The sequence below is a fragment of the Arcticibacter sp. genome (assembly GCF_053551015.1).
This window is the reverse complement of sequence record NZ_JBMQOB010000006.1, coordinates 57932-71086: the sequence shown is the minus strand read 5'-3', so window position 1 is coordinate 71086 and position 13155 is coordinate 57932. Positions and strand designations below refer to the sequence as shown.

The following is a 13155-nucleotide window of genomic DNA, read 5'->3' as shown; positions in this document are numbered from 1 at the left end:
AGTCTGGCTCCTTCGTTTGTTTTACAGAATTTCCATCACTCCGTATTTCCTGAATTCATCAGGCTTTCGCAAAGTTCATTCGCCCTATCGCTCACGCGAAAACATAAACCGACCAGCATAGCTACATTCTGATCATGACCCTCCATCACCTGGAGCGATTCATCAGTAGGGAATGCCAGGAGTATATCGGCTTCCTCGGGAATATCAATAAGGTGGTGAGTGAGCCGATAACATTGCTGCATGAGGTAGTAGACGCTCAAATGCGCAAAACCCATTGCATCGTTCATCCAGAACTTATATGAGCCAAATTCTTCCTCATCGCTCAATTCTGAAGTGCATTCGTCCCCTATCCCCTGAGCCAGAGCCTCTTTAAGTGCCTCGTCATTGAAGTTGTTGATATTTAAGAGGGAATCACCTGTTCGTTCGACATCATACATGATTTGGAGGAGTAATCTGATATTCGGATCATCCAGAGCTTCAAGAAGGGAAACATCGCCTGGGTACTCGTCGCCATCTTCAAAGACTTCCCGCAGGTCGCTCAGCTCGCTGCAGAGGGCAGCATTAAGGCCATAGACAAACAGCTCCCTGTAGACCACGCAGAGCATACATGCACTATGCAGGATCTCGCTCCTGTAATCAAATCCTCCTGTTTCCATAGTCATTTTTCAGGCTTCCTGCCTCTGGCACGAAGCCGAACAAGGTAATCCGGAAGTCTAGGATAGCCGGTAACGCTGATCAATAAGCTGACCTATCGCCTCGATGAGTTCCTGGTCGTCTGTATTATCGTTTCCTTTGAGCCGCCACGTTGCTGTGCTTTTAACAAGTGTCCGCGTTACATGGTTCAGCAACACCTGCACTTCTATACATGACGAACTTACTGTAGGAAATTTAATCACCTGAAAATTATAGTCTAGATCGTTAAACGTTAAGTTCAATGCCTGTTTCATAAATAACTCTACATTTCAAAAATACATTGTCAACCTTAGTTCAATGTAAGCAATATATGAAGTTTTTTGTTTTAAATATCGCACTACAAATATCTATGGCTATTAAATCTCTGCAAGTTAGTTTTATATTTGGTATAGCCACGTAATAAGAATGCGGCGTAATATACTTCTACAGAAATGAAAATTCCTTCTCTCCTGATCATGTCGGTCAGCTTCTTTTCCACGCTTCCTCTTCAGCAGACTGTAGCGGCAACCGGCAGATGTGACACCCTGGCCAGTTCGCCTTCGGCGGCCTGTTGTGTGTCGGCCGTACCAGCCCGGTTTGCCATGGCAGCACAGGTGGGCTCAGATATTTCCTCCCCCCCTCAGGGCGGTCATAAAGGGATGGTATGGATTGAAGGCGGCGAATTTGAGATGGGTGGAGATGGCGGCCAAGCTGCGGCTGACGAATACCCCAAGCATAAGGTGAGACTGAACGGCTTCTGGATGGATGAAACCGAAGTTAGCAATGCCATGTTCGCTGCTTTTGTAAAAGCGACAGGATACGTTACCACGGCAGAGCAAAAGCCCGATTGGGAGGAGCTGAAGAAGCAGCTTCCTCCGGGAACACCGAAACCTGATGAATCTCTGCTACGTCCCGCATCACTGGTTTTCAGGGGAAGTGCAGGTCCCGTAGATCTCCGTGATGTTGCACAATGGTGGGAATGGAAGAACGGAGCCGACTGGCGTCATCCGGAAGGTCCGGAGAGCAACATCGAGGGGAAAGACCAGCATCCTGTTGTGCACATTTCCTGGTATGACGCACAGGCCTATTGCAAATGGGCGGGAAAGCGTCTGCCGACGGAGGCCGAGTGGGAATGGGCTGCACGCGGGGGACTAAAGAACAATGTTTACCCATGGGGAAATGAACCCGTAGATGAGGGTGCGGTAAAAGCCAATTCCTGGCAGGGCCAATTCCCTCATCAGAATACCCTCAGGGACCGCTTCTATCAGACGGCACCCGTGAAGTCTTTCGCCGCCAACGGATACGGTTTGTTCGATATGGCGGGGAATGTCTGGGAATGGTGCGCCGATCTGTATCACCGCGACTATTATGAGGCTGTTAGCTCGTCCGAGGGTATCAACAACCCGCAGGGACCATCTAAAAGTTATGATCCTGATGAGCCTTATGCACAAAAGCGCGTGATGAGAGGAGGGTCTTTCCTGTGCAACGACGGCTATTGCTCGGGCTACCGGAATGCACGAAGAATGAAAAGCAGCGAGGACAGCGCCATGCAGCATGTCGGCTTCCGCTGTGTTTTGGATAAATAAAGCTTTATGAATAAATACTATACACTATCACCTTCTATGTTATATTGTCGTTTTCTCTCTCTCTGCCTGCTGGTTTGTCCGGGCACGATCATCCATGCACAAACCGGGACTTATAAAAATGGCATGGTCGTTACTGCACATCCTGCGGCTTCTGAAGTCGGGATCAACATCCTGAAAAAAGGGGGCAATGCAGCAGATGCGGCCGTAGCCGTGCAGTTTGCCCTGGCTGTTGTATATCCCAATGCGGGAAACATCGGTGGAGGTGGATTCATGGTGTACCGGACGGGATCCGGGGAAATCGCCACACTGGACTTCCGTGAAAAGGCACCCGCCGCGGCCCAGCGGAACATGTACCTGGACGAGAAAGGCGATCCTATAACCGACAAAAGTGTATACGGACACCTTGCTGCGGGCGTACCGGGCACTGTGGATGGAATGGTGGAGGCGCATCGAAAATTTGGCAAGCTAAGCTGGAAGGAAGTACTGGAGCCGGCAGTTAGGCTGGCGCAAAAGGGTTTCGCACTGACAGAGATGCAGGCGAGCGAGTTAAACAGCAGAAGAGAAAAGTTTAAGCAGTTCAACCCGAGGGGAACCGCGCTGGTCAGCCAGCAGAAATACTGGAAGCCGGGAGACCTTCTTGTTCAAAAAGAGCTGGCGCTTACAATGAAGCGGATCCGGGACAAAGGACGCGATGGTTTCTACGCGGGCGAAACGGCTGAACATATCGTGAGGGAAATGAAAGCCGGAAAAGGCATCATCTCAACGGAAGACCTGAAAAACTACCACTCCGTGTGGAGGAAACCGATCGTCGGGCAATACAAAGACTATAAGATCATCACCATGCCACCGCCTTCCAGCGGAGGTATTGCCCTGCTGCAGTTGCTGCAATCAGTCGAACCTTATCCGCTTGCGCGATGGGGACATCAGGCTGATTCCACAGTGCAGTTGATCGTGGAAGCAGAACGAAGAGTATACGCTGACCGCGCAGCTCACCTGGGAGATCCGGACTTTTACAGAGTGCCTCAATCAGCCCTGCTGAACAGGGAATATCAGAAATCAAGAATGAGATCTTTCAACTGGGCTAAAGCTACACCGAGCGCCGAGATCAGCGAGGGCAAAACTGCAGGGTATGAAAGTTCCGAGACCACCCATTTTTCTATTGCCGACAAAGACGGGAATGCGGTATCCGTCACCACCACTCTGAATGGCTCTTACGGGTCGCTGGTGCTGGTTAAGGGTGCGGGCTTTCTGCTCAACAATGAGATGGACGACTTTTCGGTAAAGCCGGGGTCGCCAAACATGTATGGTCTGGTAGGCGGAGAGGCAAATGCCATAGCGCCAGGAAAGCGCATGCTAAGCTCTATGACCCCTACGATTGTAGAAAAAGAGGGCAAATTATTCATGGTGGTAGGCACTCCCGGAGGATCTACGATCATCACCTCAGTCTTTCAGACGATTCTGAACGTGCTTGAATTCGGTCAATCGATGCAGGAAGCCGTAGACTCGAAGCGGTTTCACCATCAATGGCTGCCAGACGAGATAGCTGTTGAAGAATCTGCATTTTCTCCGGCTGTGACCGACTATCTTAATCGCAAGGGATATACGATAAGGAAAAGATCCCCTATCGGGCGGGTAGACGCGATCCTGGTAAGCCCCTCCGGCTATTCAGGAGGAGCAGATTCACGTGGCGACGATTCCATTTCAGGATATTAAACGGCGTTCAGCTTCTTTAGCCGACGGTTGGCCCGTCTTTCTGCTGCTTTGATCTTATGATCAAACCATTTCTCTTTAAAAAGGATGCGCATGGCATTGTCGAAAGGCCTGGTCAGGAACAGGTTCCGGAAGCCAGCCATCTTGTCGGAGAAGCTCCCCGGCAGGGCCCTCAGGCTAACCGAGTAACCGCCGGTACTGTATTGGATATAGTGCCAGAATCCCGAAGGGATGTACAGCGTATCGCCCGGCTTGATGGTGCACTCGAAGCCTTTTAAATGCTTCAGTCCCGGGTACTTCACATAGTCGGGCTCCTTTAAGTTGGCTAAACCATGAAAATTAAAAGGTAGCTTGTACAGGAGTGATGACTCGCTGAGAGGGAACAACCAGACGGTCTTTTCGCCATGAAACTGCGATAGGAATACGTGCGACATGTCGATATCGAAATGATTGCGAACGCTGGAGCCCTCTCCACCAAAGAACATGAAAGGCATCCAGGACACGATAGATCCACCGGTTACATCATTGTAAACAAGATCTTTCTTCAAATCGGGACGTTTCTGCAGCAGATTAAACAAGAACAGCCGGCTTTCTGTGGGACCTCTGTCGATCAGGTCGAGATATTCGGCAAAGGACATCTGAGAGACCGGGGGACTGCTCACATGATCATTAAAGGCATCCTCCTTACCAAATACCGAGACAGGAAGATCTCCCGCAATCTCTTTGAAATAGGGATAACTCCACTTGCTCATAGCGGGACTGTCGCGAATGAAATCGCTGATTACCACCGGTGTTTTAGGCAGAAAGTATTGCTTTCTGAAATCCTGGGGACTTATCCCCTCAATCCTGGAGATGGGTTTTAAATGCATGATATTTGAAATTTGCCTCAGTCAAAGGGGCCAAAGATACTATATTAAAGATATGCAGCCTGAACAGCGCGATTATGTTACTCAGATGCGGCGATGAGAATAAAATACCCAATAGCCCTGAGTATCCTTTTCGTAGTGCACTTCGTAGCTTGCTCCTTCAACCGTTAAACTGAAAGAAAAGGCCCTGGCACTGCGGTCTTTCGGCAGATAGTTTACCATGATACTATCTGCCGCCAACTGAACTTCAGGGGCCTCCACATCTTCCGCTATTTCAATCTGGATATGCTCATTGAAGAGGGTGAAAAAGATATTCTGCAATTGATGGACGAAGCTCAGGATCTGGGAATGAGCACCCAAAGAAAAGCGATATCCCCCTTCTTCAAGAGGCTGTAAATGCATGCTTCCTTTACTCCAGGCTTCATTATCCGCATCGTACAGAAACGAATAGCCTTTCAGCCAGATTTCCGAAAGAACAACCGGCGCCGCCTGGGCAGGGCTGGCAGCTGCATACTCATAAAAGGAAATCTTATTCTCCTCCACAGCCCTGACGGTGGCGACGAGGGTCTCATCGTTTCCGTCCGGATGAAGGATATTACCGATACATATTTCAGAAATATTGATCATGATTCGACTTTGCTTGTTGTTCGTGGTTCAAAAACGAAATGTGCTTTTCCCTCTGACAGGATCAGAGAAGCATCAAACACATTCCCAGACTTTGATTTGAAGCCTCTGATCACCTCTGTCTTTCCTTTTTCGAGCAGCATCATGATCTGTTCTTCTGTGAGTGTTACGCCCGACATGGTTCTCCAAATGGTCAGCTTGCAACCACTGGCATATCCGCTGCAACCGGCTACTTTGTCGGTAATGCGAATGATGCCCTTTTTGCATTGCGGACAGATGATGGCTCCTTCAAGTTCCTGGGGTGACAATTTTCCACTTAGTTCTCCACCAACTTCCAGCAGCTCGCGGGTGATGGTGCGTGTATAATCGCGGATCTCGTTTTTGAAGTCCTGCACCGAGGCACCGGATCTGATCTCCTCAAGCCGCTTCTCCCATAGTCCGGTCAGTTCCGCCTGCGCGATCTGCTTATCTTTGACCAGATGGTAGACGGCGAGACCCTTTTCCGAAGGAACAAGGTTCTTTTTCTCACGTCCGATATACTCCCGTTTAATCAGGGTTTCAATGATGGATGCACGGGTAGCCGGGGTACCCAGGCCGGTGTCTTTCATGGCCTGCCTCAGTTCGTCATCCTCAATTTCCTTGCCGGATGTCTCCATCGCCTTGAGGAGACTAGCCTCGTTGTAAAGAGGCTTTGGTTTCGTTTGCTTCTCGAGCAGTTCTTTCTTATCTATGGGAAGGGACTCTCCTTTCGCCACTTTCGGTAAGGTTGGATTCTCGTCGTCCTCCTTGTCTGAATCAGACTGGTTGAAGACGGCTCTCCATCCCGGTGATTGGATAACGGTTCCATTCGCCACGAACATGGAGCCGGACTCCAGAGAGATCTTGGTGAGTTCCTTAATACATTCCTGATGGAAAGCCTCGAGCATTCGGCCACTAATGAGATCATAAATTACCTGCTGATCTTCAGGAAGGTATTTGGGCTTGTTGCTGGTGGGCAGCAAGGCATGGTGATCCGTTACCTTTTTAGCATTTACGCTGCGTTTGTTCAGTTTTGCAGTTTGCAAAACGAGAGCTTGCTTCCCAAAGGTAGGGTGATCAGTCTGGTTGCTGATCAGCGCGGGTATTTCGGCGAAGATATCGTCGCCTATATAGCGGCTTCCCGTTCTGGGATAAGTAATCAGCTTGGATTCATACAAGGTTTGAGCCAGACCGAGCGTCTGATCAGCCGTGAAGCCTTTACGCTTGTTAGCTTCCTGCTGCAAACTACTCAGGTCATGCAGCAGCGGCGGCGGCTCCTTGCGCGGTTTCACATCAACGTTCAAGACGTCCGCACCGAGCGGGAAACCGGACGCTGCATCTTTGACGGCATCCAGAACCTTCTGAGCCGCATCTAACTTGTCGAAGTTCTTTACCGATACCGCCTTGAAAGCTTGCCCGTCTTTGTTCACCCATATAGCCACCTGATAATAGATCTGTGGCTTGAAGTTTTTATTCTCCAGGTAGCGCGCGCAGATCATGGCGAGCGTTGGCGTTTGTACCCTCCCGAGCGACAAAACAGAATGATTACCGGCAGCGATACTGAGTGCCTGCGTGGCATTAAGTCCGACAATCCAGTCAGATTCAGAGCGGCACTGTGCCGAATAGAATAAGGTATCGTACTCTGTTCCAGGCTTCAGATTACGGAATCCCTGCTTGATGGCCTCATCTGTTTGTGAAGAGATCCATAACCTGCGGAACGGCTTCTTACATTTAAGGTGATAGTAAATATATCGGAAAATCAGCTCCCCTTCCCTCCCGGCATCCGTCGCGACGATGATTTCTGTCGCAGCTTCAAACAAGTCGCGGATAACGTTCAGCTGTCTGACCACGCCCGGATCGTCTTTCATAACGCCATTGACGCGGTTCTGCTTGACCGCCAGTTTGAAGCGTTCAGGCAACATGGGCAGGTTTTCGACACGCCATCCTTTGAAACCATAGGCTTCAGGTGCTGCAAGTTGAATTAAATGACCAAATGCCCAGGTAAAAGAATAACCCTTCCCCTCCACATAACCTTCTTTTTTCGTGGTGGCCCCGAAAACTTTCGCAAGCTCGCGGGCTACAGAAGGCTTTTCTGCTATAACGACCTTCATACTTCAGCAGCAACAAGCGAGTTGAAAGGTTCAGTTGAAGGCAGTTGGCAGAGACATGGTTGTATGATATGGTGGGATTTCGGTCGGGACATAATCTTCATAATTCGGCTGCAAATATAGCCCAGAAATTCGATTAGCCTGCCGGCATTCTTTCCACGTCATGAAGAAGTGATCATGTACCATGGTGATTATATAAGCACATACAAGGAAAACTTACTGCGTCTTTTCCATTCGTTCCACGCGGTTGCTGATGGGTTTCACGCTTTGCAGATAAGCGTATATCGCCTGGAGATCAGATTTTTTCATGCCCGCATACATGGTCCAGGGCATAGGTGTATTCAACTCATCAGGTGCCACCTCCCGTTTGACAAACTTGTCGGACGAGTACGTATCGAAGCGGCTTAGGAACATGGCTTCAGACCATTTGCCTATACCCGTTTCCCGATCAGGTGAGATGTTAGCCGTCCGTACTGTACCACCAGGCTGTTTAAACTCCATACCACCACCAAACTCTGTACCCTTAATGACACTTCCATTCTCTACCTGACTATGACAGTCTACGCAACCGGCTGCATTAATCAGATATGCGCCATAACGGACTCTATCGCTCTCGGCAGGCATTGTGCTAAAGGCTGGTGGCTGAGGCATGGTGTTGACAATAAAATTAACCGGAAAGTCCAGCTCCCGCTCTGGAACGTCGTTTTTTATAGGATCCAGCGTGCGGATATAGGCAATGATACTATAAACATCTTCCCTATCCATCTTACCAAAGCGGTGTGAAGCCATCAGGGGGAACAAGGCTTTACCGTCCTTATTTACGCCTCCTGTAACAGCGCGAAAGATTTCGCCATCAGACCAGGTCTTCAGACGGTAGGGAGTGATATTGGGCGCGAAGAAAATACCGGGAAAGCCCATTTCTCTCGAGAACTTTTCCCCACCTCCTGCTTGATTCCCCGGAGCCATTGGTCCCGAATAATACCTCCAGTCGCGCGAGGAGTGACAATCCATACAGACCGTCACGTGATTAGCAAGATACTTGCCTCGCTCCACACGCTGAGGTGTTTTTTCGATGGTCAGCTCAGGAGGAGGGCCAGGATTGGGTAGAGCTGTTTTGACATATATACCGGCTACGAGAACCAGGATACAGATTATTCCAAGAATGACACCGATGATTTTTATAGCTTTCATTTTAGATATGTGACTGATTATCAATATCTAAAATGCAATTTTATTTTCCTTTTTCAGGGTGTGAGAAATTTATTGTTCAGCCCTGTAAAGGACTGAACAATAAATCACCGTTTATGCGAGAATGGTTTGGATAAGGCCCTTTTCCTGCAGCTCCTTCCAGAAGGCCAGAGGGATATCGACATTAGCCATTTCCACGTTTTGTTTCACGCGTTTGGCGCTGCTCGTGTTCAATGCAATTGAGCTGACGCCGGGAGCAGAAAGTCCGAAACGTACACAAGCCTCTGCAGGCTTAACTTTGTACTTCTCGCAAACAGCGAAGAAAGAGTCTCTCCATTTATACAGTTCAGCGTCTTTATCTCTATCGGTAAGACGATAGTTGTAGTAATCGGAGCCAATCAGGAAACCGGCATTGAAAACAGCCGAATTGATGATCATAACTCCTTGTTCTTCCAGTTGCCTCATGAACGACAGAAGATCCTCCGGATGGCTGTGCAACGTCATGCTGTTGGCGATCATTACCCAGTCGAGCTTCACGTCCCTGGATATACGTTCAATGACATGCCAGTCTTTTGCTCCTACCCCGACGGCTTTAACCTTACCCATATCCTTCAGGTCAGACAGCGCGCGATAAGCATCCAGAATATCCTGATACCTTTTTGCTTCATCTTCAGAACTATTAGCTGCAAGGAGGTATTCGTCAGGATCATGAACGGAGACCATCTGAGGGCTGTACTCTCCCAGAAGGTCATTGCCCTGTTCGAAGCAGGCGACTATGCCATCGTAACTAATGTTCTGAACAGCATCATATTCGAGATCTTTCCATACACCTGGTTCAAAGGTAGGTTCAGAGCCAAGCAGTTCAGTGCGCATCCAGCCCAGCTTATTGCTGATAATAACGTCTTCTGATGAAACACCAAGATCTTTAAGGCTTGCCCCCAAAGCTTCCAAAGCCAGACCGGCACCATACTTTCCCGCCGAATCAAAAACGACTGGCTTGGGTGAATGCCTGATGCATTCTGCAACGATGGCGAGCTTATCTGCATAGTCAAGCGCTGCATAGAGGTTGCCGAGGGCGCTTGTTCCAAATATCACTTTAGGCAGACGATTTTGATCAGGGTGTATACTTATCATTATCAGAATTTTGATTTTTAAAAAAAACAAATTGTAGTTCCTGCAATTATAAAGAAGTCATACTTGATAATTAAATATTATTTCGTGATTGACGTCAGGAATCATCGGGGACAAATCACTATTTTAGCCACACTAACACGAAAACTAAACCATACACTTTCCACAATATGTTGAAATACTTTAGCGCCGCGACCGTTCTGGTCTTTTTTCTAATGATCTGTTTGAGCTTTAATAATGGAGGCACCGCCGGTAAACGGGTGGCGCCGGGCAAAACAACACAGCAGGACAGTACGATCAGGAACAATAAAGTCGCCAATCTGTACATGGCCAATTGCAGCGGCTGCCACGGAGAGCACATGAATGCTTTTGTTGACAGACAGTGGAAGCACGGGAACACTCAAAAAGATCTCATGAAAGCCATTAAGCATGGGTATCCTGAAGAAGGAATGCCTGCTTTTGATGCTGCATTCACCGATGTGGAGATCCAGGCGCTTGCCGATTATATACTCACAGGAATCAAGAACGTAAACCGCTATACGGCTGATGAAAAGCCAAAGTCAAACATTTTCAAGACGGAAAAAATGACGATCAGGCTGGACACCGTTGTTGCAGGAATGGATGTTCCATGGGGAATCGCTTTCTTACCTGGAAATGAACTGTTGGTAACTGACCGAAACGGCAAGCTGTACCGGGCAAAGAGCGATAAGTCAAAAGTGGAGATCAGTGGTGTACCCGAGGTACTCTCACAAGGCCAGGGTGGATTGCTGGACGTTGTTATTGATCCTGGTTTCGCATCTAACAAACTGATTTATCTATCGTATTCAAAGCCAAAGAACGAGGGAGGTGCTATTCTGGCAACAACAGCGATCATGAAGGCAAGGTTAAACGGAAATGCACTGACTGACCAACAAGATATTTTTGTGGCGAAGCCTTATTCGAGAACGCGTCACCATTATGGATCAAGGCTGGCTTTCGACGATAAGGGATACCTCTACTTCTCGGTTGGAGAACGCGGAAATGAGAAACAAAATCCGCAGGAAATAAAGGGAAATGATCTCGGAAAGATTCACAGAATTAAAACCGACGGCAGTCCGGTTGCTGATAACCCGTTCCTAAAAACTACCGGAGCACAGGGAACCATCTATTCGTATGGTCATCGCAATCCGCAGGGACTCGCGTTCAATCCTGACACGAAGGAGCTATGGTCAAACGAACATGGTCCGAGGGGTGGAGATGAGCTCAATATTATCCGTCCCGGACGAAATTATGGCTGGCCGGTTATCACTTACGGCATCAACTATAATGGCAAGATCATCAGCAATATTTCTGCGAAAGCGGGTATGGAGCAACCTCAACACTACTGGCTGCCTTCAATTGCTGCAAGTGGTATGGCTTTTGTTAAAGGAACGAAGTATCCCGGATGGGAGAACAACATCCTTTCGGGAGCTCTGAGGTTTCAATACCTGAATCGGAGTGAGGTAAAGAACAATAAAGTTACCCATGAAGAGATTCTCTTTAAAAATATTGGCAGAGTACGGGATGTACGGTTGGGACCGGACGGGTATATCTATATGGCTGTTGAATCTCCCGGTACAGTTTACAAATTAGTTCCACTATCGAAATAAATATGTTCAGATTCTTTTCTTTTGTTGCCGCATTAAGCATCTTTTGCAGCTGTTCGAACAACAAACCGACACAACTTTCGCCCGACAGCGTGAGTACCGATACCACTGTGTATACGATGAAAGTACTGCACCAGAATGATGAAGACTGTGACAGCACCTTGAGCAAAGATTGCCGGATCCTGGATATTTCCTATCCGGAATTTACTGATCAGCCGGCGCTGAATGACTCCCTGAGCAAACGGATTCAAAGCATATATACGACAGAGACCTCCTATTCATCCGTCGATGAGATGGTAGAGGGTTTTATGGCTGACTATCGCCGCTTTAAGCTGGACCCTAATTTTAATAACAGAGTGTACAATCTGACTAGCAAGACCAAGCTCGTACGTAATGACCAGCTTATCGGAATTGTCGTAGACAGCTACATTTACACCGGAGGGGCGCATGGAGGGACATTGCTCAGCTTTATTAACTGGGATGGCAGGGCAAGAAAACAGATCCTCCTGGATGATGTACTGAAGCCAGGATCAAGAGATTCTTTGAAGGCCATCGCAGAGCGGATATTCAGAAAGAACGAGGGAATATCAACCTCAGATCCCTTAAAGCAGTACTTCTTCGAAGATAATACATTTGCTCTCAACGAAAACTATCTTTTCACCCCCGAAGGAATTCGATATGTCTACAACGAGTATGAGATCAAACCCTATTCATCGGGACGGACCGAATTATTGCTTCCTTATAGCGAGATCCGGAGTTTGTTAAAGCCAGAGTCGGCAATCAGTCATCTGTACAAAGCGGAGTGATCACTGGATAGTGATTCCGTGCTGACGGCACCACTGTCTGATCTGGGACTTCATCTTTTCTGTTATGGGTGTACCGATATTGCAGACATTCTGCTCTTCGAAACCACCGGAGTGGATACCAACGAGTTGGTTGGCACCTGTGTAAACCGGCGATCCGCTTGATCCTTCTACCGTGAAGAAGTCGTAACGCAAAAGGCTGGGTGTATAGAAGAAGTTTTGCGTTCTATCGGTCCACAACTTTATACCAGTCACGGGGTCAGGATAACCACTTAGAAAAAGTTCTTTGGGAGGTCGTGACGGCACGTAGGGCGTCAGGATAAAATGCCCACCCGCACGCTTATACAGCGAATCATCAGGCAGTATAATGATGCCGTAATCATCTTCATACGTGGGGTTATCTCTGTAGGATGAAAGAACGTAAATATTCTTGTTCATTTCGGTATAGACGTCCTGTTGTTTGAGGTACACCGTGTTGCTGGTAAACCCTACAGTAATCCGAATGCGGGAGACCGGATCAAATCTGTCTGTGAGATTATGCCCTGCGGTGATCAGGACTCTGGGGTGAATAAAGGCCGCAGTAGCATTGTACTTTTCGCTCCAGAACCAGACTTTCCGGCGGATATCCAGCTGGACCACTTTCAACAGATCACCTTTGAGCTGAGGGGGATTCACGCGAACTCTTCGGTTCTTACTGAGCTCCTTATTACAGTTTTGAGCCAGGGATGTGGAAAAGGCAGATACGAGGCAGACAAGGGAAATTAAAGCAAGTTTCTTCATTATGTACGGTATACCCTCCCCTGTTCAAATTATGGGAGGTGATT

12 protein-coding genes are annotated in these 13155 nt (G+C 48.2%); 4 read left to right on the top strand and 8 right to left on the bottom strand.

What is annotated here, in order from left to right; translation table 11 throughout:
* Positions 1-35 precede the first annotated feature (35 nt).
* The gene (locus ACO1NU_RS02470) at positions 36-662 is read right to left on the bottom strand and encodes a hypothetical protein (protein ID WP_448816870.1); all 627 of its coding nucleotides are present in this window, start codon (positions 660-662) and stop codon (positions 36-38) included.
* 51 nt (positions 663-713) lie between these two features.
* The gene (locus ACO1NU_RS02465; RefSeq protein ID WP_448816869.1) at positions 714-947 is read right to left on the bottom strand and encodes a hypothetical protein; all 234 of its coding nucleotides are present in this window, start codon (positions 945-947) and stop codon (positions 714-716) included.
* Between the two features lie 177 nt (positions 948-1124).
* Here ACO1NU_RS02465 and ACO1NU_RS02460 point away from each other — a divergent pair, with 177 nt between their 5' ends.
* Both ACO1NU_RS02460 and ggt read left to right on the top strand, forming a co-directional pair.
* Positions 1125-2258: a formylglycine-generating enzyme family protein gene (locus tag ACO1NU_RS02460; protein ID WP_448816868.1), complete on the top strand. Its 1134-nt coding sequence runs from the start codon at positions 1125-1127 to the stop codon at positions 2256-2258.
* A 6-nt stretch (positions 2259-2264) separates the two neighbouring features.
* Positions 2265-3971: a gamma-glutamyltransferase gene (gene ggt, locus ACO1NU_RS02455; protein WP_448816867.1), complete on the top strand. Its 1707-nt coding sequence runs from the start codon at positions 2265-2267 to the stop codon at positions 3969-3971.
* On the opposite strand, the gene ACO1NU_RS02450 is transcribed toward ggt, so the two are convergent.
* From ACO1NU_RS02450 to ACO1NU_RS02430, 5 genes are all read right to left on the bottom strand, one after another.
* On the bottom strand, positions 3968-4837 hold the full coding sequence (locus ACO1NU_RS02450) for a cupin-like domain-containing protein (protein ID WP_448816866.1): 870 nt from the start codon (positions 4835-4837) through the stop codon (positions 3968-3970). The genes ggt and ACO1NU_RS02450 overlap by 4 nt on opposite strands.
* 81 nt (positions 4838-4918) lie before the next feature.
* Positions 4919-5461, bottom strand: a complete 543-nt coding sequence (locus tag ACO1NU_RS02445) for a hypothetical protein (protein ID WP_448816865.1) — start codon at positions 5459-5461, stop codon at positions 4919-4921.
* The gene (locus ACO1NU_RS02440) at positions 5458-7587 is read right to left on the bottom strand and encodes a DNA topoisomerase 3 (RefSeq protein ID WP_448816864.1); all 2130 of its coding nucleotides are present in this window, start codon (positions 7585-7587) and stop codon (positions 5458-5460) included. Before ACO1NU_RS02440 ends, ACO1NU_RS02445 begins: the two co-directional genes overlap by 4 nt.
* 213 nt (positions 7588-7800) lie before the next feature.
* Positions 7801-8775, bottom strand: a complete 975-nt coding sequence (locus ACO1NU_RS02435) for a c-type cytochrome (RefSeq protein WP_448816863.1) — start codon at positions 8773-8775, stop codon at positions 7801-7803.
* A 111-nt stretch (positions 8776-8886) separates the two neighbouring features.
* Positions 8887-9906 carry an aldo/keto reductase gene (locus ACO1NU_RS02430; RefSeq protein ID WP_448816862.1) on the bottom strand — a complete coding sequence of 340 codons (1020 nt, stop codon included), beginning with the start codon at positions 9904-9906 and terminating at the stop codon, positions 8887-8889.
* 167 nt (positions 9907-10073) lie between these two features.
* On the opposite strand from ACO1NU_RS02430, the gene ACO1NU_RS02425 reads away from it, so the two are divergent.
* Positions 10074-11531, top strand: coding sequence for a PQQ-dependent sugar dehydrogenase (locus ACO1NU_RS02425; protein WP_448816861.1), 1458 nt, complete (start codon positions 10074-10076; stop codon positions 11529-11531).
* 2 nt (positions 11532-11533) lie between these two features.
* Positions 11534-12334 carry a DUF3298 domain-containing protein gene (locus tag ACO1NU_RS02420; protein WP_448816860.1) on the top strand — a complete coding sequence of 267 codons (801 nt, stop codon included), beginning with the start codon at positions 11534-11536 and terminating at the stop codon, positions 12332-12334.
* Here ACO1NU_RS02420 and ACO1NU_RS02415 read toward each other — a convergent pair whose 3' ends face one another.
* A complete protein-coding gene (locus ACO1NU_RS02415; protein ID WP_448816859.1) occupies positions 12335-13111 on the bottom strand; it encodes a trypsin-like serine peptidase in 777 nt (258 codons plus the stop codon).
* Positions 13112-13155: the final 44 nt, after the last annotated feature.